This window comes from Cytobacillus sp. SAFR-174 (assembly GCF_051964675.1).
In the GTDB taxonomy this organism is placed as follows: domain Bacteria; phylum Bacillota; class Bacilli; order Bacillales; family Cytobacillaceae; genus Cytobacillus.
The window spans coordinates 118,306-142,788 of the sequence record NZ_JBQCMZ010000010.1; the positions used below are offsets into that span (position 1 = coordinate 118,306).

Consider the following 24,483-nt stretch of genomic DNA (forward strand, 5'->3'; position numbering starts at 1 on the left):
TTGTCAATTCATATTTCAGGAAAAAGAAGGGAGTGTCTAAATATGATGCTGAAGTGCCATATGTTTGAAATTGAATCATTCAACCTGCGTGAGGGCTTATCTCAGGCAATAAATGAAAAGTGCAGTCATTTTTTAATCCTATACATATCATCGGGAAAGGGTACTTTGGTAAGCGGGAACCAGAGATTGAAGGCTGAAGAGGGCAAAAGCTTCTTCCTTGCGGATTCCTGCACCCTCACATCGTCGTCTTCTTCGCTTCTTTCTGTTTATCTGCTTTCCTGGCCAAAAGAAGGCGATATGCTGAAAGACTTGTTATCCCGTCCGCTTGCTGACCAGTTCCCTGCAAAAATGGTCCCCCTCTGGGAAGAGATGAAGAAAAGCCGGCAGGAAAAATCAATTTCGGCCAAATGCAGATTTCAATCCCTGCTCTGGGAGATGCTGTCCATTCTGACAGACGCAACCGAAATCGACAGAATGGAAGAAGCAGAGGAACTGATCCGGAACAGCCTGTCCCGGCCATTAACCGTTGCGGAATTAGCTTCAAAAGCAAATATGACCCCTGTTACATTTTCAAGGGCTTTCCGCAAAAGGACTGGAATGACTCCGAAAGAATTTTTAAATGCAGAACGAATGAAAACTGCCAAAAAATTGCTGCTTCAAAAGAAAGGAATTACAGCTAAAGAAGTCGCCATGCAAATAGGGCTGCAGGATGAATTTTATTTCAGCCGCCTTTTTAAAAGCAGGGAAGGGATGCCCCCAACTGTTTTCATGAAAAGGGCCAGTGAACGAATCGCTGTCGTAAGTCAGCTGTTTTTGCAGGATCACCTTATTTCACTCGGAATCCAGCCAGTTGCAGCTCCGTCCTACCCAACCGTCTATTCTGCGAGCAGCGGGGTGCCGAGCTATCTTCAAAAAGAGCTCGAAGGAACTAAATTGTTAAACGCAGAAAAACCATTTCAGCCGGATGATATTTTGCTGACCCATCCGGACCGCATTATTAAAACACCCTTACATCAATTTCAGCTTCAAAGTGTGCTGCTTTCAAAACAGGAGCAAGTTCATCATATGCCTTTGAAGCAGGACTGGCGTCATTATCTTTATGAAATAGCATCGCTGCTCGGCTGTGAAAGCCGTGGCGAATGCATAGAAAAAGACATTCACGGTATGGAATGCAAAGTGCGGGATGAGCTGTGTCCCTTAACGAGAAATGGCCGGTGGGCTGTCATTTGGATTCGCCCGGAAGAAATACGCCTTTACGGGAAGGGAAACCATGCACTGCTCGAGCTTCTTTATCAAAGCCTGGGGTTCCAGCCTCATCCAAATCTGCATGAGGAGGGTTACCGGAAAGTCAGCCTGAACGAGATTGCTGAATTGAACCCTGACAAGCTTCTCATTTTATGGAGTTATGAAAAGGATGTGTGGAGAACTGCCCATACTCCAGGTTGGAATAAAATCCGGGCTGTCCGAACCGGAGAAGTCTATTACCCTGAAAGCCATGAGTGGGATCCGTGGGGTCCGATTGGGAGGAGGAGGATGCTGGAAGAGTTTCCTTCTAGCATTCTTAAAGCCAAACTAAAAGCTTAACGGCTTAGAAGAAACAGCTGCAGACTTGCGGCTGTTTTTTTATAACAGAAATTCATTTTGTTCATGGAGGAAGTTAAAAATGTCCATGTTCAGTTATGGTGATAATGATTATCATTGAGAATGAATTTCATTATTGTTTTGGAGGAATGATCCATGAAGAAGTTTTTTGCTCCTTTGAGCATTGTTTTTATGTTATTTTTACTTGTTTTAACAGGCTGTGGAAAAGAAGAGGAAGCTTCTACAGAAGCGGCTGAAAAGAAGAAAGAGGCGAAAACAGAGGAAACAAGAACCGTTGAGCATTTATACGGAAAAGCAGAAGTTCCTGCCGAACCGAAAAAAATCGTTCTGCTGTCGCATGTATCATGGGAAGGATCACTCGTATCTGTTGGTGTAAAGCCTTATGCCGTGATGGCGTATGATAATGAGTTTCCTCCGCATTTAACAGAGGAGCTTGAAGGTGTGAAGGCACTGCCTTATGCTGATGAAATTAATTCTGAAGAAATTTTAAAACTGGATCCGGACCTGTTAATTATCAGTGATCGCTATAAGCCTCTTTATGATCAGCTGTCTGAAACCATTCCAACCGTTGCAGTAGAAGTTGGCGGTGATTGGAAGGAAGACCATCTGAAGGTTGCCGAAGCAGCAGGCAAGCTTGAAGAAGGCAAGAAAGTGATTGAAGATCTTGAGAAGGAAGCAGAAGATATCGGCAGCCGCGTAAGTGAAAAAATGGGCGATGAAACATTTATGGCAGTAGCAATCAACAAAAAAGATATTCGTGTATATGGACGTACAAACCATGCAACAAATTCCTTACTATTTGATGATTTGAAATTAAAACCTGCAGAAAACCTTCCTGAGGACTTCGGTGAGAATATTTCGATTGAAGGATTAGCAAAGTATAATCCAGATCATATCCTCGATGTTTCTTATTTTAATAGTGGAGAGTTCTATGATTCTGTTACACAGGGCGAGGTTTGGAAAAGCCTGAAAGCTGTTCAGAACGGCAACGTACATACTCTTAAGACCACATGGGGATATTGGGATCCGATTGAGCGCCAAAAAGGATTGAAAGAGATTGAATCCTTGCTCCTAAGTGAATAAACACCTTAATGAGAGGCTGGGACTTTCGCAGGTCCCTGTCTCTGCCATTACATTGATTTCTTTCAAGAGAAGAAATCAAATTTTTTAACCATTGTTGAGAATGGTTATCAATTACTAGGTCTAAAGACTCGGTGAAAGGATGGAATTATGCATCATTCAGCCAAACAAATTGCAGAAAATGCAACGTTTCAAGCTTTTATAAATAGTTACTTAAGAGAAGTAGATTGCGGACATTGGATGGAAAGGGAGGAATGGATGCAGGAGCAGCGGCCATCAATGACTCTATCAGGCGAATTCGTAGTGGAGATAGAACTTCCAGGTCAATCTGCAGCATTTGCTGTGGAAGTGATTTACCAATCACAAACTGGAAGGCATTTGATCGGCGGTGCCTTTAAATATTGTAGCCAAAGGCGGGAATGGATGCAGCAGGATCGGCTTCCTATGATGATTGCGGTTATCCACGAACTGCATTTAATGGCTAAATCAAATGGCTGCCATGAACTTGCATCCCATTTTGATGAGCTGGTGCTCAGGCTGATTGAGAGCTATCAGACAATGGCTTCGTACATTGAAGAAAGAATGAATGACGAGAATAGCCTGTATTCCGAAGAAAGCACCTTCATTGAAGCCGAGCAGTCACTTTTGTTTGGTCACTGGCTTCACCCTACACCGAAGAGCAGGCAGGGAATGGCTGGATGGCAGCATCCGCAGTATGCACCGGAGTTAAAAGGCCGTTTTCAACTTCACTATTTCCAAGTAGACCGAGAGTTCATCAGGGAAGCTTCAGCTAATCGAAATAGCGCAAGCGAAATTATACTCCATTCACTAAAGAAATCGATACCGCATTTTACTGTCCCGCATAACAACTGCCTCATTCCGATGCACCCACTTCAGGCTCAATGGCTGCTTCAGCAGAATTATGTCAGAGAGGCGGTTGAAAAAAATCTTATAAAAGATCTTGGCCCAATGGGAGCCTATTATTCAGCTACCTCTTCCATCAGAACGGTTTACAGCCCGGAAAATGACTGGATGTTCAAATTTTCTGTTCCGGTGAAAATTACGAATTCATTAAGGACGAACCGCCTTCATGAACTAAAGGCAGGTACCGCTATGACGGTACTAATGGATAAGCTTCGCTTTACGGAAAAATATCCGTCATTTCGAATGATTGATGATCCGGCCTATATAACAGCTGAATTGCCGGGGCATAAAGAGTCAGGGTTCGAGGTCATTATTCGGTCCAACCCTTTTCCAGAAGGAGCGGATAAGGGGATTAGTTCCATCGCGGCATTGGTTCAGGATCCGCTTCCGGATGAACGCTCAAGACTGAAGAGGACGATCGAAAGGCTGGCACAATCGGAAGTGAGAGATCCGCTGGAAGTCAGCATGGACTGGTTCGAAAAATACTGGAGATGCTCAATTGAGTCTCTAATCCGATTATATGATCAACATGGGCTGGCACTTGAGGCCCATCAGCAAAACAGCGTTCTGGATTTATCTTCGGGATACCCGGAAGCTTATTACTACCGTGATAATCAAGGCTACTATCTATCAAACTCTTATAGAGGAAATCTATGCAAACTGCTGCCGTCATTGGCAGATTGCCCGGAACTATTTTATGAAGATGATCTCATCCAGGAACGATTCACCTATTACCTGTTTATGAATCAGCTCTTTTCAGTCATCTGCCGATTTGGGCAGGAAGGACTCATCAGTGAAGATCGTTTGATTGAATGGTGCCGGAAACAGCTTTGCATTCTTGAAAAAGAGCTGTCTGGACAGGGCAAGGAATTCATCGGCCATATCCTGCACTCAGAAAAACTTGCTTATAAAGCCAACCTGCTGACCCGTTTCCATGATGTGGATGAACTGCTGGCGAAGAACGAACAAGCCGTTTACACCTATATCCCAAATCCTTTTGCCATGGTGAAGAAGGAGGAGAACTATGCAGAAGCTGCATCCGCTGCCATCTAAGAAAGTTGAAAAAAGAGTCATCCGACAATTAATGGAGGCCGTTCTTTTTGAAGGGCTGATGGATTATGAAAAAACAGCAAATCAGCCTGAAGCACCTCTATTGAGCTTCACCATTTTCGGAAATCGGCGGACTTACTGCTGTGAGGGAAGGATTGCTGCGTTTGACCGTGTTCGGCTGAAGGAAGACAGCATCCATTCTGTGCAAAGCGATGGTTCCCGTACGGAAACGAGCATAGAGGAACTGGCAGAGGACCTTGTACCCGACCCGGATAAAAGAAGCAAGCTTATACACGAGCTGCAGCAAACCATTCAGCTTAGTGAATGGAATGAAAAACATCTCACGCCGTCTCTTTCAAGGAGAACATTCAGTTATGAAGAGCTGGAGTCTGAAGTTAGGGAAGGGCATCCCTATCATCCTTGTTTTAAGGCAAGGACTGGATTCTCTCTTGAAGATCATGCTGTATTTGGTCCGGAAGCAGGGCGATCTTTTGCACTGCAATGGGCTGCAGTCAGACGGGAGCATAGCCAAATGGCTCTCCCCCAAGGTGAGAAAGAATTCTGGGAGAAGGAGCTGGGTCCTTTTATGCTCGGACAGATGCTGACCGAGCTGCATGAGCTAGGAAAGACGTTTGAAGAATACACCTTTCTGCCAATACATCCATGGCAGGTAAAGCATATAGAAGAGGAACTGGAACAAGAAGATGTCGTTCTGCTAAAAAGCAGCGGGGATTTTTATCGGGCAACTCAGTCGGTCCGAACGCTTTGGAACGTGGCGAATCCAGAGAAAGCTCACCTAAAACTATCTATGAATATGGTGAATACCTCATCATTGAGAACATTAGACACTCACGCCATCTGTGCTGCTCCCCATATTTCCAACTGGATAGCGGATACGGTAGAAGCGGATCCATTTTTAAAGGAGGAAGCTTCCTTGATCGTTTTGAAGGAGTATGCAGGGATTGCCCATCAGCCTATTGAGGAAAAAACAGAGGCAAAACTGGGAGCTATTTGGCGGGAAAGCATTCGCCTCCACATGGAAGAGGATGAGGAGGCTTTACCTTTTACAGCAATTCCATTAATGGAGAGGGACGGTTCCCCATTTATAAATGACTGGCTTGTGCACTACGGAATAGAAAATTGGTTAAAAAAGCTGATGGAAGTAAGTGTGGTGCCGGTCTGGCACTTGCTCGCCGCTCATGGCATAGCTGTGGAGGCACATGCCCAGAACATGATCCTCCTTCATAAAAACGGCTGGCCAACCCGTGTTGCTTTGAGGGATTTCCATGACAGCACAGAGTATCATTATGACTTTTTGGCAGAACCCAGCCGGATTCCTGACTTTGGAGAGATTCATGAGCAGTTTAATAAAGGCGGGGACAATGAGTATTATTGGATGACTTCCATTGAAGCACTGAGAGAGCTCGTGATGGATACATTGTTCGTTTTTCATTTAACAGAACTGTCTTTTGCGCTTGAAGAGAATTATGGATACAGCGAGAAGAAGTTTTGGGGGCTGGCAGACGAGGTGCTTGCCGGGCACCTGGGCTGCTATCCTGAACTGATTTTCCGAAATTACCTTCTGCAGCACACAGCTCCAATGGTTTATGCCGAGTCGCTCTTGAAAAGGAAGGTCCAAAAAGAAGAAGATGGCGGCTTCCGCCATCTTGTCACTAACTCTTTAGCATAGAACACAAAGGAGAATTGAGATGTTTTTTGTAAATGATCAGTACTATACGCTGGACGATCTTGAAAGACAATATACGGTATTTGAAAATATACCTCATTTAAAAGAATGCCGGAATAGGAGATTGGCTGTTTGTATGCCGGATGCTTTTCAATGGCTGGCACTCTGTTTATTTGTCCGCAGTAAGGGAGGATCCATTGTCCCCCTCCATCCCTCTGTCTCGAAAGAAGGGGCCATCAGGATGGCAAATAAGGCGGGAAGCCATTTCCTGCTTTATGAAAATATCCACCGGCCGATCCACTTGTCACAGCAAATAAATGAAAAGGAAGGCGTTCTGGTGCAAATGAGTTCGGGTACGACTGGGGATCCGAAGTGTATTGAACGTACATGGGAATCCGTTGAAAACGAGCTTGAAAGCTATGTCTCTGTTTTGCCGGCAGATAATCAGACAACTTCAGTCGTTGCCTGCCCGACGACCCATTCCTATGGTTTAATCTGCGGGGTGTTGGCGTGCATAAGGCGCGGGGCAGAACCGGTCATTCTGACAAATATGAATCCTAAGTATGTGCTGAAAAAGCTGAAGGAACACCCTAAGCATATTCTTTACGGGGCTCCCGCACTGCTGCATACTTTAACGCGCCTCATTAGGGATGGGCAGCGGTTGGATGCTGTCATAACATCAGGCACACTCATGCCTGCCGGCTGGCTGGAAGCATTAAAGAAGGTTTCAAATCGAGTGCTTCAGCAATATGGCTGTTCGGAAGCGGGATGTGTGGCCATTCATCCGGATGTGAGCGACACGCATGAAATGGGCTATCCGCTTCCGCATGTCAAAGTAGAGGCCGGAAGCATCCAAAATCCTGGTGAAATCCTCATTCATGATTCTGAAAAAACAATTTATACAAAAGATCTTGGCTATATAGAAAATGGTGTTCTGTCATTTCTGGCCAGAATGGATGACACCATTAATGTGGCAGGTTTGAACGTTTATCCGCAGGAAGTGGAAGATGTTTTGATGGAAGAATCAAGAGTTATAGAGGCAGTTGTATATAAAAAAGTTCATCCGCTTTCAGGGGAGAGAGTTTGTGCGCAGTATGTCTGCTCCGAACCCATTGAGGAAGAGGAACTGAGAGAGTGGTGCAGGGATTATCTGGCCCCCTACCAGGTTCCGCTGGAATTTAAGAAAGTGGAGGAAATTGAAAAGCTGCCGAATGGAAAGGTCAGCCGGAAAAGGCTGGGGGAAGGAGTGCTGGCATGACAAGACAAGAAATCTTACAGGTAATCCATGACATTTTACAAGATCAATTAGAGCTTCCTTCTATGAAGGCTTTCCATGAAGATGCACGCTTAAATGAAGATTTGTATATGGATTCCATTATGATTCTGCAGCTGATTCTTCATTTGGAAGTAGACATGGGGTTTGATATTCCAGATGAAATGCTTGTGGCAAAAGATTTCCGGACGGCAGGAAGCCTGGCTGATTTTCTGGAGCGAAACCAGGAGCCGGCTGCAGCGGAGGGCTCTTTATGATTAAAGTGCATTGTTTTGTAAGCTGTGTGTGCGAAGCGGTCAAAAAGACAGAAGGCGCTGACCATCGTCCTTATTATTTCGGAGTATGGGATGCCGATTTTGATGTGCTGGAAAATGGAGTGTTAACGTATCATTCCAATCGGATCGACCATAATTTTTTTCACCAGTGGTATGAAATGCTTTATGGCATCAAGCTGCATAAGTGGTACGACGAAAAGCAAAGCAAGCAGGAAAATATGAAGGAAATGCTGAGTTTGCTGGAAAACAAGAAGCCCCATGAATATGTCATGGTGATGCTCGATTTGTCAAAGCTTCCTGAGCGCGAAAATAAATTTCATCAGAGCCCTTTTCCCCATTATGTGATGCTGGAAAAGACGGAAAACGAAGAGGAATGGTTTATGTATGATCCGGACTTCCGCTGGGAAGGAGTGCTTTCAAAAGAGCGGATCCTGGCTGCCGTTGAAGATCCATCAGCTGAAGGCGGTTACTTTTTTGATGCATCTGACATTATTATGCCAACTGCCGGAACGGTTGAAGCGTATTTTAACACATGCATCAAGCATGACTGCAATCCAATGACAGATGCTGTTGCAAAGATTATCGAGCTTCATGCTGCTGGAGAAGAAAAGTTTCCGCTGTCAGGGCTGACACTGGCTTTAAGAGAATTGCCTGTTCTCGCTATACGGAAGTATGCCTATGAACATGCTTTTGCGTTTTTCTGGGAATCGCTTGGCTATGATGAAGAAGGCTTTGAAGCCTGGTGTGATGAAATCGAAAAACTTGTGAAAGGCTATACAGCCATCCAATACAGGGCTATGAAGCTCGCTATGACTGGCAATAGGCTGTTATTGGATGAAATTACTGCAAAGCTGGAAGAACAGAATATCCTGGAATTTAAAATAAAAAGTGGACTGCAGGAGAGCTTTGAGGCTTGGTCTCTAAACTGCAGCAATCTCAAAACATGAAGGAGGCCATTCTATGAAACTTTCACTGTGCACCATCTCATTCCGGCATCATCTCCAATCGATTGACCTAATTGCACACTGGGCCCAGAATAATGGGTTCCAGGGAATTGAACTATGGGGTGTCCATGCCAAAAATCTGGCGGAAGATATCCATTATGGAAGTGAGTGGCTGAGCTCATATGATCTGGAGACAAGTATGCTGAGCGACTATTTGCCCCTGGATGAATCCCTTCCGGCCTTAATGGCCGAAATGAACGCCCTATGTTCACTAGCGCATCGCTGGGGAACGGACAAAATACGGACATTTGCCGGGAACAAGGGCAGTGCGGATATCAGCAGATTAGAGCGGATTGAGCTTGTTTCGCGCATGAAGATGCTTTGTAAAATGGCTGAAGCAGAGGGAATGCAGCTCTTGGTCGAGACTCATCCGAATACTTTGACAGATAATCCATCTTCTGCACTTCAGCTTCTTGAGGAAACGGACCATCCGGCGCTCAGGGTTAATTTTGATGTCCTGCACATATGGGAATCAGGGGTGGATCCTCTATTTGCTCTTAAACAGCTCCAGCCCTATGTTTCGCATTTTCATTTCAAAAATATTGAGTCACGCAGCAAGCTTGGCGTCTTTGCCCCTAATAATGTGTATGCAGCAGCAGGCAGCAGGGAAGGTATGGTTTCACTTTTTGAAGGAGCGGTGGACTATCGCCTGTTTTTAAGAGAGGCTGCTGAAATGATGGAAATGGACGCTTCACTGGAATGGTTCGGGCCCAATGTGAAAAGCATATTGGCAAAAGACAGCAGGGAGATTAAAAAGCTTCTTCAGGTTGAAGAAGCAAGGTAAATGGACAATTGTAAGCAGAAAAAAATCAATCAAACGTTTGATTGAAAGGGAATGGACGCAGTACTGGTACGGGATAGAGAGTACTGGCTGCGTTTTCTGATATGGGAAACATGTGAGGAATTAATGATTTCCGATCGCCTGTTCAATGGCAACCGCAGCGGAATCAATAGAAGGATACGTTCTTTTTATTGAAGTTCCCGTATAAGTAACCTCAAAAGAATGGGTCTCTTTTATATAACGGACCACTAGAACCTGTGACTGATCTCTTGTAAACGTTTGAGTGATCTGGCAATCGCTGTAGTATTTTAACGTTTCAAGCATGTTTTTCGTATGATCTAATGGCATTAGTCGACAACCTCCTTTTTGGGTAGGTGTAACCTTAATACCATTATAAGGAATTTAACTTTCCGTTTGTATGGATAATTTGTCACATTTTATCACAATATTTCGTTTTAATGAAAGCTGGAATTATGCTCTGCAGCAAAAAGGCCAGTCTGCGATAGACTGGCCACTTCTTATGCAAGCTGCTGCTCGGCAAATTCCCTGTATAGCCCATGAGTTTGTGTTAATTCATAATGTGTGCCAATTCCCGTCACCCGGCCTTTTTCAATAAAGACAATTTGATCCGCATCGACAATTGTTGAAAGGCGGTGGGCGATGACGAAAGTTGTCCGGCCTTCCATTAGGCGGATAAGCGCCTGCTGGACGATGCCTTCCGATTGGCTGTCGAGGCTTGCGGTAGCTTCGTCCATCATCAATATTTTAGGATCGCGCAGGAATGCGCGTGCAATGGCAATCCTCTGCCTTTGTCCTCCGGAAAGCTTCACCCCCCGCTCACCAACTTCTGTATCAAGCCCTTTCGGAAAATCGGCAATGAATTGATCGGCATATGCCATTTTTGCAACTTCCCATAACTTCTCATCCGGAATGCTTTCGGAATTTTCCAGTCCGTAGCATAAATTCTCACGGATCGTGCCTGCCATCATAGCGCTTTCCTGTGAAACATAACCGATTTGACTGCGCCAGGATTTAAGTGATATCTGCAGAATGGGTGTATGGCCAATTTTAATTTCACCCGCAGCTGGCTCGTAAAATCGTTCAAGCAATCCAAACAGGGTGGTTTTTCCGCTTCCGCTTGGACCTGCCAATGCAATCATCTGGCCTGGCTGGGCTTCCAGTGAGATATTTTCCAGAACACTCTCTTCTTCGCTATAGGAGAAGGAAACATTTTGGATTATAATCGGCTTGCTGCTGATATCCATCTCGATGCCGTCCTGTCCATCCTCCAATGGCTCTTCTAAGATTTCTATGATCCGTTCTGTTGCGCCTTTCGCTTTTTGCAGTTGTGTAAAAAACATCGCAAATGAAGTGATCGGCATAATAATCTGGAACAAATACAGCAAAAAGGCAACAAGAGAACCCGTTGACATCGATCCGCTGGCCACACGCATGCCTCCATAGGCGATGATCATGACGATGACCACCATCATGATCAGGTACATCGTAGGGCCGATCATGGCAAAAATGCGGGCTTCCCGCAAACCGTAGCCAAGCAGCTTGTCGATGCCATCCAATCCTTTTTCTTCTTCATTTTGCTCTGCTGCAGAAGACTTCATTAAGCGGATTTCACCGAGTGTCTGGGTAATGTTTCCGGTAAAGATGGCCGTTTCATCTTGAAGGCCCCGTGATATTTTTGCCATCTTTCGGCCAAGAGGAATCATAATGGCCAGTGTAATAGGAACAGAAGTGAGCATCAGAAGAGTCATTTTCCAGTCCATCACAAGCAGGATAATGATTGCACCTATAATACTGATAATACCGGTAATAAATTGCGGAAAGTGGTTGGTAATCAGCTCCCTGACAATGCTGGTATCATTCACTACGCGGCTGACTGTCTGGCCGCTGGATTGCTGATCAAAGTAACGGACCGGCAGCCTTATGAGCTTCATCCACATCCGATCCCGAAGCCGAGCCACCACTTTTTGGCCCGCATAGCTAAGCAGGTAAATGGAAATCCCGCTGATAATCGCCTGGAAGATAAAGGCTGCCCCAATTCCGATGATGAGCGGAACGCTTAAAGATTCAACCGAAAAACCGTCCACCAGATTTTTGGTCAGCAGCGGAACCGCCAGCCCGGTCAGGGTGGTTAAAATGCTCGCTGTTAAACCAATGATGAGCGCAGTCTTTGGAATTTTTGTTGATAGAATGAGTGAAATGAATGGTTTTAGGCTGGTTTGGCGGTTATCCATGTTCTTACTCCTGTCTTCACATAAAAATTTACTAACCAATAGAATTATACATTATGTCCCATACCTATAACCAATACGATACAGTTAGTTTAATTCTATGAAACGTCATCATCTACTTATTTTCGACAGGAAGTTAAACTGGAATGTCGATAATTGTATTTAAAATTTTCAGAAAAGTATGTTGACTACGAAAACAGTAGGGGATATTATATAAACAAATATAACAATATATAACGTATTATAAAGTTGTGTATTGTTTTGAGGAGGGTAGAGGTTTATTTATATAAAAAAACCAAGGAGGCAGTTTATTTATGACAACAGAATTAGTGGTAGATGTAAAAAATCAAATTAAACATGCACTTGAAGAAGTAAAGAAGAAAAATATTGAAAATGTGTTCTTTGTTGCCTGCGGAGGTTCTTCCGCGCTTATGTATCCAAGCAAATATGCAATCGATCGGGAAGCAAGTAAGATCGATGCTCATTTATATAGCTCCAACGAATTCATTCATCGCAATCATTCGAAACTTGGTCAAAATTCTTTAGTGATCCTTTGCTCCCATTCTGGTACAACTCCTGAAACAGTAGAAGCTGCAAAGTTTGCCAGAAGCAAAGGCGCTTTGGCTGTTTCTTTAACGAATGAGCCTGGTTCTCCTTTGGCGCAGGCTTCAGATGTTGTTCTCAAATATGAGTGGGGACAAGAAGCGAATGCATTTACGACAAACTACTCGGTTATCTATCAGCTCGTATTTGGAGTTCTAAAAGAGGTGGAGGGAAATGGAAAGTTTCAAGCGATTGAGAAGAGCCTTGAAAACTTACAATCTGTGTATGAAAAAGCGGCTTCACAATCGCATGACTCTGCTGTAGAATTTGGAAAACAGTACAAAGATGAGAAGATTATTTATACCATGGCTAGCGGCGCAAACTATGGAGTTGCATATTCATTTGCGATTTGTATCCTAATGGAAATGCAATGGATTCACTCACATGCCATCCATGCAGGTGAATATTTCCACGGTCCATTTGAAATCATCGATGAGGAAACACCTTTTATCATTCTACTGGGACTGGATGAAACAAGATACTTAGAAGAGAGAGCACTGGATTTCTCTAAGAAATATGGGAAGAAAATAGTTGTTCTGGATGCAAAAGATTTTGACTTTTCAGGCATCGATGAAGGAGTTAAAGGTTATATTGCTCCTCTTGTTCTAAATTTTGTGTTAAGAAAGTATGCGGACAATTTAGCAGAGCAGCGTAACCACCCATTGTCAAAGCGCAGATATATGTGGAAGGTAGAATACTAAGTTAATAGAGTGGAAAAGTGCGGCTCCACTTTTCCACTGCTTTATTTAATTTATAGGGGGGCAAATAAAGATGAAAAGGTTAGCACTCGCAGGGATTCTCTCAATTTTATTCCTTTCTTTAATAACTGGCTGTAATTCATCTGCCGGCACATCTTCTTCAAGTGATAGCGATACTGTTGAACTCCGTTTTTTTCATCGTTGGCCTACTGAACCTAAGAAGCAATATTTTGAAAAAGCTGTTAAAGAATTTGAAGAGCTGCATCCAAATATAAAGATTAAAACAGAAGCGGTCTTGAATGACTCATACAAAGAGAAAATCCGCGTTGTACTAGGATCCAAGAATCCGCCTGATGTCTATTTCTCCTGGAGCGGAGAATTCGCTTATAACTTTGTACGTGCCGGCCAGGCACTTGAATTAACAGAGTATATCAACAGTGATAAAGAGTGGTCAGGAGAAATTATAGAGTCCCAATTCAAGCCATTTACATTGGATGAAAAAACATATGGAATTCCTTGGTCAACGGACGGAAAAGCCTTCTTCTTTAATAAAAAGATTTTCAAGGATTTAAATTTAGAACCCCCTGCAACTTGGAGTGAACTCATCGAGGTTTCAGAAAAGATAAAAGAAGCCGGCATTACTCCGATTACGTTTGGAAGCAAGGCACCTTGGACGATTTCTCATTATATTGGATCTCTAAATGAACTGATTGTTCCTGAAGATGTAATTGCTAAGGATTATAATTCGAACAACCCTGAAGGTGCTTTTTCGCACCCTGGATATGTGAAGGCATTGGAGAAGTTTATGGAACTTGAACCTTACTTCAATAAAGGTGTAAATTCAGTTGACCATCAATACGCTCGTGAACTTTTCAATGGCGGCAAAGCAGCAATAGGTTATTTCCAATTAGCTGAAATTGGGCTAATTGAACCTTCTTTAGGTGAGGATTTAGGCGTCTTTAATACACCAAGCATTGAAGGAGGAGAAGGAAACCCTAATTCAATCACTGCTGCACCAGAGGGAATTATGATTTCTTCTAAAACTAAGCACCCTGAAGAAGCAATGGAGTTTGTTAAGTTCTTAACTTCAAAGGAAAAAGGTACTGAACAGCTGAAAGAAGTTAGTGAATATAGTGCGGTTAAAGGGACAACAACATCCGAAAATGCCTCCCCGTTACAAGAAGAAGCAATTGATTTAATTATCAATGCTGATAAAACGTATCTATGGTTTGATACTGCTGTTGATATTTCGATTGTTGATGCATACCTGAATGGCACACAGCAAATGCTGGACGGAAAGAAAACCCCAGAAGAAGTGATGGCTGATGTACAAGATGCAGCAAAAAAGGTAAAAAAATAAGGTAAATAAACCATATACAAAGGTATAGGAGGCTGATATTGGCCTCCCCTTTTAAAAGAAAGAGGTGGCCAATATGCTTAGCCGAAAATTCGTTCCATTTTTATATATTGCCCCTTGTTTACTGCTAATGGGCGTATTTGTTTATTATCCCATTCTAGAAAACTTTCGATTTAGTTTTTATGAGTTTTCAGCATTTTCTCCTGATAAAGTGTTTGTTGGTTTTGAAAATTTCCTTACTCTTTTTAAAGATGAGGTTTTTTATATAGCACTGAAAAATAATATCTGGTATGCCGTTATATCCATAATCTTTCAAGTGTTTGGAGGATTGGTATTAGCAGCCATTCTGGAAGATCCTATTACCAGGTTGGTAAGCAGTTTTTTCCGAACTGTATTTTTTCTCCCTGTTGTCATTTCCATAACGGTCATCGCTCTATTATTCAGTTTTATATACAATCCTGATATCGGTTTATTAAACAGTCTGCTTGCTCTTTTAGGGCTTGAAGAATGGACAAGAGCATGGCTGGGTCAGTCAGAGACAGCTATCTTCGCCATTATCGCTGTATCTCAATGGCAGAGCATTGGTTACATTATGATGCTATTTATTATTGCAATTCAGGCCATCCCGAAGGAATTATATGAAGCTGCTGATATTGATGGTGCAGGGAAAATTCGTAAATTTATCTACGTAACAGTTCCTCAAGTAAAAGAAATGCTATTTGTGGCATCCTTGATCACTTTGACAGGAGCGTTTACCGTCTTTAATGAACCATACATCTTAACAGGGGGAGGGCCTGGAAATGCAAGTGAGGTTTTAGGAACGCTCCTCTATAATTCAGCGTTTTTCAAGGATCAAATGGGGTATGCGTCAGCAATTGCGACAGTCATTCTTATCCTGACTTTATTGGTTTCGCTGGTGCAGATGAAGTTATTTAAAACAGGGAAGGATGGTTAGGATGGAGACGAACAAAGCAATTGCGCATCAAGAATTTAAACCAGTTATTAAAAAGCCTGTAAGGTATAAATCAGCAATACAAGGAATTCCTTTATTCTCCATATTAATCTTCTATTTTGTTATCATAGCTTATCCGCTATTTTGGATGGTTATTAATTCTTTCAAAACCACAGAAGAGATCTTCGCAAATAGTTGGGCTTTACCGCAAAGCTGGCTTGTTTCAAATTATGCTCATGCATGGGAGACAGGTATTTCCGGATACTTTTTGAACAGTACGATTGTTACCATAACTACTTGTTTTTTGACGGTTTTCCTTAGTGCACTAGGGGCGTATGGCTTAACCCGATTTGAATTTAAAGGCAAAAATGCATTGCTTATTATCTGTATGGCAGGCATGATGCTTTCCCCGCAGGTAAGCCTAGTGCCCTTGTATAAGCTCATTCAGGCATTGGGTATTCATGATACTTATCTGGCACTGATCCTCCCGTATGTGGCTTATCGTATTCCAATCACCATCCTTCTGATTCGGGCAGCTTTTCTCGATGTACCAAAAGAGTTAGAGGAGTCAGCTTTTTTAGATGGCTGCAATACTTGGGCGATCTTTACGAAAATCTTTATTCCGCTTAATTTGCCAATATTATTAACGGGTGTTGTGTTGACAGCTTATTTTACTTGGAATGAATTTATGTTTGCTTTAATCTTCGTTGATTCTGATGCATTAAAAACCATTCCTGCAGGGTTAATGCAATTCAGGGATGCTCTCCAAACAAACTGGGGAGTTTTATTGGCGGGGTTAATGATTTCTGCAGCACCGATCATCATCTTATTTTTATTTATGCAAAAATACTTTATTCGCGGGCTTGCATCAGGCAGTGTAAAAGGTTAGGAGGAGCAGAATTATGAGATTAATTGCAATAGGGGATAATGTTGTAGATGTATATAAGGATCGGAACGAAATGTTTCCTGGAGGGAACGCTTTAAATGTTGCGGTTTTGTCAAAACAGTATGGGGCTGAGGAAGCAGCATTTATTGGGATTGTGGGAAGCGATGCTGAAGGTGAACATATTATCGAATCACTGAAACTAAGTAAAGTAGAAATCAGCAAAATCCGGAAAGCGTTTGGAGAGAGCGGCAAAGCATATGTGGACCTGAATGAGGAAGGGGACAGAATTTTTGTCAAGTCCAATAAAGGTGGCATTCAATCAAAATTAAGGCTGAAACTGGATGAAGATGATTATGATTATGTTAGAACATATGATGTTCTGCATACGAGTATCTACAGCAGTTTGGATGATCAGCTGAAGAAACTGTCTGAATCTATTTCGATTTCCTACGATTTTTCCAATCATTATACCGATGAGCTTTTACGAAGGGTGTGTCCCTATATTGATTATGCCTTTGTTTCAGGAAGTGATTATAGAGAGGAAGAAATAGAAGAGTTAATAAACCAAATCCATAAACTTGGGTGCCCAAACGCGGTTATAACAAGAGGCTCTAATGGAGTTGTCATGTCAGACGGGACAAACATATACCATCAAGGAATTGAAGAGGCGAATGTGATTGATACACTTGGAGCAGGGGACTCATTTATAGCAGGGTTTTTAACACATCTGTTAAATGGAAATCCAATTGAAGAATCATTGCAGGCTGCTGCCTATAGAGCGGCAAGAACATGTGAAGTCCATGGTGCGTTTGGATTTGGTAAGGCATTGGTTGGATAAAAATAAGGAACCAGCTTCATTTAGGAGCTGGTTCTTCTTTTATGTTGAGATAGTAAAGGCGATATGTGTGGTGGGAACTTTCGTCATGGAAATATGAATAGGTACACCACTATCATCATAGACCGTTTTATCGATATTAAAAAGTATATCTCCCATGTCGCAGTCAAGATGTTCTGCTTCTTTTTCAGTTGCCGGTGCAGCCGTAAGGATTTTTTTTGATGAACTTGCCTGCATATCCACATGATAAATATTCTTCAATACTTCATAAGTGGAATCAAAATCAAAGATCCTCTTAATCAAGTTTGGAAATCGTTCAAGAGAATAATGTGCAACATCAATGGAAAAGGGCTCATTATCAAAATACATGATTCGTGAAAGCTTTAATACTGGAGAATCAACTTCCAGCTGAAGAGCTTTCGCGATCTCTTTTGTTGCTCTAATTTCTTCGCAGCCTAATACTTTTTTAGAGGATTTTCTCCCCAGCTGCTTGCTGAAATTAGAGAATCCATCTATGGTGACTAATTCCCGCGCTAACTTTCTTCTGCATACAAATGTGCCTTTTCCTTGCTTTCTCTCTAATAGGCCTTCTTCCACCAAATCCTGAATGGCCCTCCTAACGGTGATTCGGCTGACTCCATAAATGTCACAAAGTTCACCTTCATTGGGAATTTTTTTACCTGGAAGATACACTTCCTTTTCAATAGCATCCCTTATATTATGCATTAACTGTTCATACAAAGGCCTTGAACTTGAATTGTTTAATTTCATAAAGGCTCCTCCAGAAATATATCGTTATATAATATTATATAACAAAATCACAGGAAGAGCATAGCTTAATTGAGTAAAGAAATGTAAATATTCAGATGGATGTTGCCAACTTTTCAGAGTTGAATAGGATGTGTTAAAAAACAAAAAGGATGGATGGCCGTGGCAATCAACTTTCCAGTAGGCATTAAAACGATGACAATCAGCACCGGGCCCACCAAAGTCGTTTATTACCCCCGTGTATCAGGCATGCACAATAAGCAGCTGCAGGAATTTATAAACAATACCATTCTCAGGCAAAACCAGCAGCTCATTAACGAACAGACAGGCAATATGGATACAACCGTTGTGGATTTGTATGGATATTATGAAATTAAAAATAATCAGCGGGATGTGCTGAGTTTGTCTTTGAACAACTATGTGTATCATTATCATGCTGCTCATGGAATGACAGTAATAAAATCGCTGACGTTTGATCTTCAGAAGGGGAAGCAGGCGGCACTTAACGATTTATTCAAGCCGGGAAGCAACTATGTAAAACGGATTTCTGACTTGATTGCTGTGCAAATTAAAGAAAGAGACATTCCGCTCCTGGTTGATTTTACTGCAATCAAGCCAGACCAGGATTTTTACATTGCAGACAAAGCGCTTGTTGTCTATTTCCAGCTATATGAAATCACGCCATACGCCTATGGATTCCCAATGTTTCCGATATCCGTTTATGATCTGCAGGATATTATTGATGAAAATGGGCCACTGGGGAGAATGGCGGTGAATTAAAGATCGAGAGGGGAGTTGCGTTAATGCGGCATCCCTTTTTTGCTGTAAAACAGTAAAATTTTCAGCTGTCTCATTTATAATAGAAATGGCTTAAATAAAACCACCCGTCCATAATAAGAAAGAGGTGAACCAATGGATAATGCAGAGAAGATCTATTTAGATTATACAATTGATAAAGACCTGAATCAGTCAGAGAAAGAGATACTCTCTTTTTTGATCGAAAGCAGAATAGATGACCAGCAATTAAGTATTCGGAAAGCAGCGGATGAGCTGTTTGTTTCAACTACGTCCATCATTCGTTTGTGTAAAAAGCTTGGGTTTAGCGGATACAGTGAGTTTGTATATAATCTTGGCCTTAAAGTTAAGAAGGTTCACAGTTCAGATGCTGGATCAGTAGAAGAGATCCATCTTCCAATGGAAGCAGGTATTGGTGAATTTATAAAAAATATCAGAACTACATTTGATTACATAGATGAGGAGAGCATCCAGGAGTTTTTAAATGAAATTAAAAAGCATAAGATGATTTATTTTTACGGAGCAGGCTTCTCTACGCTGTTCTCTAATTATCTTGCTAAGAAATTGGAGCTTTTCGGATATTACGTTTCAAATACATCGACTAGTGACAGCCGGGCGATTTTCTTTAATAATATCCAGAAGTATCGGCTGATGATTGTCTTTTCGCGATCCGGGGAGACAAGCAAGGTGATTGAAAAAGTACAGATTGCTAAGGAAAAGGGCTTAAAGACCGTTTTGTTCACAGGAAATGATACAAGCACAACGGCGAAATTGGCTGATATTGTGTTTACTATTCTTGATCCGACCATCGAATCCCAGCGTGAATTTGAGATTACCTCATTTGAGTCGAATATGTTTATGCTCATTGATATTATTCTGATTTTAGCTATTAAAAAAGGGATTATCAAAGAATATTAGGCCATGTAACATGTTACTTTATTTAGTGACATTGTACAGAATCCGCCATTCCCATTCCTGCAGTTTAGATTCCAAGCTATACTGTGGATATGAAATGATAGCGTTTACTTTTACTTAGAAAGGAAGACAACTATGAAACAAGTGGTGAATGGTCTCCAGCTATTTGGAAAATCCTTGTTTGCCCCGATCTTACTATTACCGATCATTGGTCTTTTCATTGCTTTTGGTAATGTTTTTGGTAACGGAAATCTGGCACAGTACGTCCCATTTCTTGAAAATCCGATGATACAAAATGTCGGGAAGTTTATCTCTTCTTCGGCAGTTTCCATACTTCAGAATCTCGCCCTGATCTTTGCGGTCGGCATTCCGATCGGCTTGGCAAAGAAGGATAAAGGTTATGCAGCATTAACAGGATTAGTAACCTTTGTCATTTTTATTAATGCGATGCATCAGGTTCTGAATCTTTCAGAGCGTTTAGTTCCAGCAGAAGCAATGCAGATTTCCGGACAGGCAATGGTATTGAATGTTCAAGTTCTGGAAATGGGTGTTTTTGCAGGTATCTTAATCGGAGCTTTAGTTGGTGTTCTTCATAATAAATATTGCGATACAGAATTTAAAGGCGTTTTTTCCATCTATTCAGGTCACCGCTTTGTCGCCATTTTGGCAATCCCAAGTGCGATGATTTTAGGTGCTCTTGCAGCAGAGTTTTGGCCGATTGTCCAGAATGGTATTACTGCACTGGCTAATGGTATTCGAAGTCTAGGAGACTTTGGTTTCCTTATCTATGGTTTCCTGGAAAGAATCCTGATTCCGACAGGACTTCATCACCTCGTTTATACACCGTTCTTATATACAGAATTAGGCGGAACGGCAACAGTAGCAGGCGAAGTCGTCCATGGTGCAAGAAATATTTATTTTGCGGAAATGGCTGACCCAAGTGTGGCTGTATTAAGCAGCACAGTGAACTGGGATGCACGCGGCCTGGCAAAGATGTTCGGTTTAATTGGCGCAGCTTTAGCCATGTACGTTACAGCTGATAAAAATAAAAAAGCAATGGCAAAAGCGATTCTGCTTCCGGCAGCTGTCACGTCATTTCTGCTTGGGGTAACGGAGCCGATTGAATTTGCGTTCCTATTTACCGCTCCAATCCTGTTCTTTATCCATGCCGTTCTGGCCGGTGCAGGAATGATGCTCTTAAACATCTTTGGTGTTCATGCCATCGGTGCAAATGGTGTTATTGACTTCCTTCTTTATAACTTGCCGCTTGGCACGGAGAAGTCTAATTGGCCGATGTTCATTGTCGTAGGATTGATCATGTTTGCAGCATACTTTATCATCTTCAGATTCCTGATTTTGAAATTCAACCTTAAGACACCTGGCCGTGAAGAAGGGACAGAAGCAGAGGTTCAGCCCGCAGGCATTCAGGCAAAAGGAAATGCCTCAGCAGGATCTCCTCTTGGAGAGACAATTGTAACGGCACTTGGCGGAAGCGGAAATATCGAAAATGTTGATAACTGTTATACAAGATTGAGACTTGTTTTAAAGGATCCAAGTGCAGTGGATGAACAGATGTTAAAGGAAACCGGTTCAAAAGGTGTCATCAAGTCAGGCAACAACGTTCAGGTTGTATATGGACTAAATGTAAAATCTGTTCGGGATCAAGTCGATCAAAAACTGGGAGGACTTAACTATGAAAACGTATAAACTGGCGATTGCTGGCGGCGGAAGCACATATACACCAGGTATTGTGAGAAGCTTAATGGATAGATTAGAAGATTTACCGCTATCTGAAATCAGATTTTACGATATTGATGGAGAGCGTCAATCGAAGGTAGTAGTTGCAGCCAAAGCGGTTATTGCAGAGTATACAGATTCTATTAATATAACCGAGACAACCGACCCGGAAACAGCATTTGAAGATGCAGACTTTGTGTTTGCACAAATGCGTGTCGGCAAATATGCAATGAGGGAATTGGATGAAAAAATTCCTCTGTCACACAATGTGGTCGGCCAGGAAACATGTGGGCCAGGCGGACTGGCATATGGTTTAAGAACAATTTTCCCAATGGTTGAGCTTATTGATTTTGTAGAGAAATATGCGAAGGAATCATGCTGGATTGTCAACTATTCAAATCCTGCCTCCATTGTAGCGGAAGGGGTTCGCAAACTGCGTCCCAATGCTAAGGTCATTAACATCTGCGACATGCCGGTGGCAACGATGCGCAACATGGCGGGGATCCTTGGGGTTGAAAGAGAAGACCTTGTGGTAGATTACTTTGGTTTAAACCACTTCGGCTGGTTTACAAAAGTTGAAGTGGATGGAGTTGACCGTCTTCCTGAGCTTCGTAAGCATATCAGCAAATGGGGTCTGCTGACAGAGGACATTTCTAAAATCGACTATCGTCATGCCGATTCATCCTGGATCAAGACATTTAAGAACATCAAGCCGATAATGGATTTCTTCCCGGATTACATTCCGAACCCTTATCTGCAGTATTACCTGCTGCCGGATTATATTGTAGAGAACTCAAACAAAGAGTATACCCGTGCAAATGAGGTTATGGCTGGCAGAGAAAAATCATTATTTGAAACGGTCAGTAAGTTTGAGGAGACTGGCATCCTGGACGATGCATTCCATGTTGGTGTACACGGAATCTTTATTGTTGATGTCACTGTTTCCATTGCACAGAATCTGGCAAAACGCTATCTCGTAATGGTAGAAAACAAAGGAACCATTCCTAACCTGCCGGCAGATGCCATGATTGAAGTGCCTGCCCTAATTACCAATAAGGGACCTGTTCCTGAGTATGTCGGAGAAATACCGTGCTTCCACAAAGCCATGATCGAACAGCAATTGGCATCAGAGAAAATTCTGGTGGAGGCCATAACAGAAGGATCTTATGAAAAAGCCTTGCAGGCATTTACACTTAACAAGACGATTCCATCTGCCATTGTGGCGAAAAAGATACTGGATGATCTTATCGAAGCCAACAAGGAGTATTGGCCAACGCTTGAGAAAAAGTACAAAGAAGGTTTATTGGTACATTGATAAAAATGGTGAAGCACAGGCTATGTCTGTGCTTCTTTTTTTAATCAAACGTTTGATTGAAATAGGTGAAAGCAGTTTTCTAAGGCAGTGGCAATGGAGAGTAAATAATGAAATAAAAAAACCGCTCCTGCCAAAAGCAGTAAGCGGTTTTAGGTTGGAAATTAATTTCGGATCAGATAGTCAAACGCACCAAGAGCTGCGGTAGCGCCGGATCCCATAGAAATAATGATCTGCTTATAGGCACTGTCTGTACAGTCTCCTGCAGCAAATACACCTGGGATGTTTGTGGCACCGCGCTTGTCTACAACGATTTCGCCGAAGCGGGTACGCTCGATCTGGTCGCCTAACCAATCTGTGTTAGGAACCAGGCCGATTTGGACGAACACACCTTGCAGTTCAACATGATGTGTTTGTTCTGTCTCACGATCCATGTATGAAATACCGTTTACTTTGTCAGTTCCGGTAATTTCAGTTGTTTGAGCATTTGTAACAACCGTTACGTTAGGAAGGCTGTTCAGGCGTTCCTGCAGAACGGCATCTGCTTTCAATTCAGGATTGAATTCGATAACCGTTACATGGTTAACAATCCCTGCAAGGTCAATCGCTGCTTCAACACCGGAGTTGCCTCCGCCGATAACAGCTACATCTTTGCCTTCAAATAATGGTCCATCACAGTGAGGGCAGTAAGCGACCCCTTTGTTTTTGAACTCTGCTTCGCCTGGCACGTTGACGTTTCTCCAGCGTGCACCAGTTGAAAGGATGACTGATTTACTTTTCAGAACAGCACCGTTTTCAAGTTCGATTTCAACAAGGTCCTTCTTTTCAAGTCTCTTGGCACGCTGCAGATTCATGACATCGATGCCATAATCTTTCACGTGTTCTTCAAGGCTTGCAACAAGCTTAGGTCCTTCTGTGTGCTTCACACTAATGAAGTTTTCGATGCCTAAAGTATCCATGACCTGGCCGCCAAAGCGTTCAGCAACGATGCCCGTGCGAATACCTTTGCGTGCTGCATAGATGGCAGCACTAGATCCAGCAGGGCCGCCGCCAATGACAAGCACATCATAAGGATCCTTATCTGCAAATTCTGATGCATCAGGGCCTGATCCCATTTTCGCCAGAATTTCTTCAAGGGACATACGGCCGCTGCCGAATGATTCGCCATTTAAAAGAACTGTCGGCACTGCCATGATTTCTTTAGCATCTACTTCTTCTTTGTAAGCAGCACCATCAATCATAGTGTGTGAAATATTAGGGTTAAGAACACTCATGACGTTAAGAGCCTGTACTACATCAGGGCAGTTGTGGCAGCTTAAGCTGACATAAGTTTCAAAACGATATTCGCCTTCAATCTTCTTCACCTGGTCGATGACTTTCTGGTCAACCTTAGGTGCTCTTCCGCTAACTTGAAGCAGAGCAAGCACTAAGGAAGTAAATTCATGTCCAAGAGGAATGCCTGCAAAGGTAATGCCAGTATCTTCACCTGGACGATTTACACTAAAGCTTGGCGTCCTTTGTAATTCAGTACGCTCAACTTTAATGTGAGAGGACATATTGGACAGCTCATCTGCTAAAGCCAGCATGTCGCTGGATACTTTGTCTGACCCAGCGCTGACTTTTAGAAGGATGTCGCCCTCCATCATCTGAAGATATTGAGCTAATTGTGCTTTAATATCTGCATCAAGTAACATGATTAT

The 24,483-nt window shown here is 42.5% G+C and carries 21 protein-coding genes; 17 read left to right on the forward strand and 4 right to left on the reverse strand.

Going from position 1 to position 24,483, the window contains the following annotated elements:
• Positions 1-42 precede the first annotated feature (42 nt).
• From ACTHRG_RS12335 to ACTHRG_RS12370, 8 genes are all read left to right on the forward strand, one after another.
• The gene (locus ACTHRG_RS12335) at positions 43-1,584 is read left to right on the forward strand and encodes an AraC family transcriptional regulator (protein ID WP_440231264.1); all 1,542 of its coding nucleotides are present in this window, start codon (positions 43-45) and stop codon (positions 1,582-1,584) included.
• Positions 1,585-1,737: 153 nt separating this feature from the next.
• Positions 1,738-2,685, forward strand: coding sequence for an ABC transporter substrate-binding protein (locus ACTHRG_RS12340; RefSeq protein ID WP_076258370.1), 948 nt, complete (start codon positions 1,738-1,740; stop codon positions 2,683-2,685).
• 147 nt (positions 2,686-2,832) lie between these two features.
• Entirely contained in the window at positions 2,833-4,659 is a 1,827-nt protein-coding gene (locus ACTHRG_RS12345) for an IucA/IucC family protein (RefSeq protein ID WP_440231265.1), read from the forward strand.
• Positions 4,631-6,346, forward strand: a complete 1,716-nt coding sequence (locus tag ACTHRG_RS12350; RefSeq protein WP_440231266.1) for an IucA/IucC family protein — start codon at positions 4,631-4,633, stop codon at positions 6,344-6,346. Before ACTHRG_RS12345 ends, ACTHRG_RS12350 begins: the two co-directional genes overlap by 29 nt.
• Positions 6,347-6,365: 19 nt before the next feature.
• Positions 6,366-7,601 (forward strand): AMP-binding protein, encoded by a 1,236-nt coding sequence (locus ACTHRG_RS12355; RefSeq protein WP_440231267.1) that lies wholly within the window; start codon positions 6,366-6,368, stop codon positions 7,599-7,601.
• Positions 7,598-7,873 carry a petrobactin biosynthesis protein AsbD gene (asbD, locus tag ACTHRG_RS12360; protein ID WP_440231268.1) on the forward strand — a complete coding sequence of 92 codons (276 nt, stop codon included), beginning with the start codon at positions 7,598-7,600 and terminating at the stop codon, positions 7,871-7,873. Before ACTHRG_RS12355 ends, asbD begins: the two co-directional genes overlap by 4 nt.
• Positions 7,870-8,838: a DUF6005 family protein gene (locus ACTHRG_RS12365; RefSeq protein ID WP_440231269.1), complete on the forward strand. Its 969-nt coding sequence runs from the start codon at positions 7,870-7,872 to the stop codon at positions 8,836-8,838. Before asbD ends, ACTHRG_RS12365 begins: the two co-directional genes overlap by 4 nt.
• A 13-nt stretch (positions 8,839-8,851) precedes the next feature.
• On the forward strand, positions 8,852-9,679 hold the full coding sequence (locus tag ACTHRG_RS12370; protein WP_440231270.1) for a sugar phosphate isomerase/epimerase family protein: 828 nt from the start codon (positions 8,852-8,854) through the stop codon (positions 9,677-9,679).
• Between the two features lie 120 nt (positions 9,680-9,799).
• Here the strand turns inward: ACTHRG_RS12370 and ACTHRG_RS12375 are convergent, their stop codons facing one another.
• A complete protein-coding gene (locus tag ACTHRG_RS12375) occupies positions 9,800-10,024 on the reverse strand; it encodes a hypothetical protein (RefSeq protein ID WP_076258387.1) in 225 nt (74 codons plus the stop codon).
• A gap of 170 nt (positions 10,025-10,194) precedes the next feature.
• On the reverse strand, positions 10,195-11,928 hold the full coding sequence (locus ACTHRG_RS12380; protein ID WP_440231271.1) for an ABC transporter ATP-binding protein: 1,734 nt from the start codon (positions 11,926-11,928) through the stop codon (positions 10,195-10,197).
• Between the two features lie 311 nt (positions 11,929-12,239).
• Between ACTHRG_RS12380 and ACTHRG_RS12385 the strand changes: the two genes are divergently transcribed.
• From ACTHRG_RS12385 to ACTHRG_RS12405, 5 genes are all read left to right on the forward strand, one after another.
• Positions 12,240-13,229, forward strand: coding sequence for an SIS domain-containing protein (locus ACTHRG_RS12385; protein WP_076258393.1), 990 nt, complete (start codon positions 12,240-12,242; stop codon positions 13,227-13,229).
• 70 nt (positions 13,230-13,299) lie between these two features.
• The gene (locus tag ACTHRG_RS12390; protein ID WP_076258395.1) at positions 13,300-14,586 is read left to right on the forward strand and encodes an ABC transporter substrate-binding protein; all 1,287 of its coding nucleotides are present in this window, start codon (positions 13,300-13,302) and stop codon (positions 14,584-14,586) included.
• Between the two features lie 73 nt (positions 14,587-14,659).
• A complete protein-coding gene (locus ACTHRG_RS12395; protein WP_076258397.1) occupies positions 14,660-15,538 on the forward strand; it encodes a carbohydrate ABC transporter permease in 879 nt (292 codons plus the stop codon).
• 1 nt (position 15,539) lies between these two features.
• Entirely contained in the window at positions 15,540-16,424 is an 885-nt protein-coding gene (locus tag ACTHRG_RS12400) for a carbohydrate ABC transporter permease (RefSeq protein ID WP_139325616.1), read from the forward strand.
• 13 nt (positions 16,425-16,437) lie between these two features.
• Entirely contained in the window at positions 16,438-17,259 is an 822-nt protein-coding gene (locus ACTHRG_RS12405; protein ID WP_076258401.1) for a PfkB family carbohydrate kinase, read from the forward strand.
• 39 nt (positions 17,260-17,298) lie between these two features.
• On the opposite strand, the gene ACTHRG_RS12410 is transcribed toward ACTHRG_RS12405, so the two are convergent.
• Positions 17,299-18,027: a UTRA domain-containing protein gene (locus ACTHRG_RS12410; RefSeq protein ID WP_076258403.1), complete on the reverse strand. Its 729-nt coding sequence runs from the start codon at positions 18,025-18,027 to the stop codon at positions 17,299-17,301.
• A gap of 159 nt (positions 18,028-18,186) precedes the next feature.
• Between ACTHRG_RS12410 and ACTHRG_RS12415 the strand changes: the two genes are divergently transcribed.
• From ACTHRG_RS12415 to ACTHRG_RS12430, 4 genes are all read left to right on the forward strand, one after another.
• The gene (locus ACTHRG_RS12415) at positions 18,187-18,804 is read left to right on the forward strand and encodes a DUF3298 and DUF4163 domain-containing protein (protein ID WP_175609099.1); all 618 of its coding nucleotides are present in this window, start codon (positions 18,187-18,189) and stop codon (positions 18,802-18,804) included.
• A gap of 132 nt (positions 18,805-18,936) precedes the next feature.
• On the forward strand, positions 18,937-19,737 hold the full coding sequence (locus tag ACTHRG_RS12420) for a MurR/RpiR family transcriptional regulator (RefSeq protein ID WP_076258405.1): 801 nt from the start codon (positions 18,937-18,939) through the stop codon (positions 19,735-19,737).
• Between the two features lie 132 nt (positions 19,738-19,869).
• On the forward strand, positions 19,870-21,441 hold the full coding sequence (locus ACTHRG_RS12425) for a PTS transporter subunit EIIC (protein ID WP_076258407.1): 1,572 nt from the start codon (positions 19,870-19,872) through the stop codon (positions 21,439-21,441).
• On the forward strand, positions 21,428-22,786 hold the full coding sequence (locus ACTHRG_RS12430) for a 6-phospho-alpha-glucosidase (RefSeq protein WP_076258409.1): 1,359 nt from the start codon (positions 21,428-21,430) through the stop codon (positions 22,784-22,786). The genes ACTHRG_RS12425 and ACTHRG_RS12430 overlap by 14 nt, the downstream gene beginning before the upstream one ends.
• A 161-nt stretch (positions 22,787-22,947) precedes the next feature.
• On the opposite strand, the gene ahpF is transcribed toward ACTHRG_RS12430, so the two are convergent.
• Positions 22,948-24,477, reverse strand: a complete 1,530-nt coding sequence (ahpF, locus tag ACTHRG_RS12435) for an alkyl hydroperoxide reductase subunit F (RefSeq protein ID WP_076258412.1) — start codon at positions 24,475-24,477, stop codon at positions 22,948-22,950.
• Between the last annotated feature and the right edge of the window lie 6 nt (positions 24,478-24,483).

Coding starts and splice junctions, on each gene's coding strand:
- ACTHRG_RS12335 (WP_440231264.1), top strand. CDS start 43: ATGATGCTGAAGTGCCATATGTTTGAAATTGAATCATTCAACCTGCGT.
- ahpF (WP_076258412.1), bottom strand. CDS start 24,477: ATGTTACTTGATGCAGATATTAAAGCACAATTAGCTCAATATCTTCAG.
- ACTHRG_RS12430 (WP_076258409.1), top strand. CDS start 21,428: ATGAAAACGTATAAACTGGCGATTGCTGGCGGCGGAAGCACATATACA.
- ACTHRG_RS12380 (WP_440231271.1), bottom strand. CDS start 11,928: ATGGATAACCGCCAAACCAGCCTAAAACCATTCATTTCACTCATTCTA.
- ACTHRG_RS12385 (WP_076258393.1), top strand. CDS start 12,240: ATGACAACAGAATTAGTGGTAGATGTAAAAAATCAAATTAAACATGCA.
- ACTHRG_RS12390 (WP_076258395.1), top strand. CDS start 13,300: ATGAAAAGGTTAGCACTCGCAGGGATTCTCTCAATTTTATTCCTTTCT.
- ACTHRG_RS12345 (WP_440231265.1), top strand. CDS start 2,833: ATGCATCATTCAGCCAAACAAATTGCAGAAAATGCAACGTTTCAAGCT.
- ACTHRG_RS12405 (WP_076258401.1), top strand. CDS start 16,438: ATGAGATTAATTGCAATAGGGGATAATGTTGTAGATGTATATAAGGAT.
- ACTHRG_RS12350 (WP_440231266.1), top strand. CDS start 4,631: ATGCAGAAGCTGCATCCGCTGCCATCTAAGAAAGTTGAAAAAAGAGTC.
- ACTHRG_RS12410 (WP_076258403.1), bottom strand. CDS start 18,027: ATGAAATTAAACAATTCAAGTTCAAGGCCTTTGTATGAACAGTTAATG.
- ACTHRG_RS12370 (WP_440231270.1), top strand. CDS start 8,852: ATGAAACTTTCACTGTGCACCATCTCATTCCGGCATCATCTCCAATCG.
- ACTHRG_RS12365 (WP_440231269.1), top strand. CDS start 7,870: ATGATTAAAGTGCATTGTTTTGTAAGCTGTGTGTGCGAAGCGGTCAAA.
- ACTHRG_RS12340 (WP_076258370.1), top strand. CDS start 1,738: ATGAAGAAGTTTTTTGCTCCTTTGAGCATTGTTTTTATGTTATTTTTA.
- ACTHRG_RS12400 (WP_139325616.1), top strand. CDS start 15,540: ATGGAGACGAACAAAGCAATTGCGCATCAAGAATTTAAACCAGTTATT.
- ACTHRG_RS12355 (WP_440231267.1), top strand. CDS start 6,366: ATGTTTTTTGTAAATGATCAGTACTATACGCTGGACGATCTTGAAAGA.
- ACTHRG_RS12420 (WP_076258405.1), top strand. CDS start 18,937: ATGGATAATGCAGAGAAGATCTATTTAGATTATACAATTGATAAAGAC.
- ACTHRG_RS12395 (WP_076258397.1), top strand. CDS start 14,660: ATGCTTAGCCGAAAATTCGTTCCATTTTTATATATTGCCCCTTGTTTA.
- asbD (WP_440231268.1), top strand. CDS start 7,598: ATGACAAGACAAGAAATCTTACAGGTAATCCATGACATTTTACAAGAT.
- ACTHRG_RS12375 (WP_076258387.1), bottom strand. CDS start 10,024: ATGCCATTAGATCATACGAAAAACATGCTTGAAACGTTAAAATACTAC.
- ACTHRG_RS12425 (WP_076258407.1), top strand. CDS start 19,870: ATGAAACAAGTGGTGAATGGTCTCCAGCTATTTGGAAAATCCTTGTTT.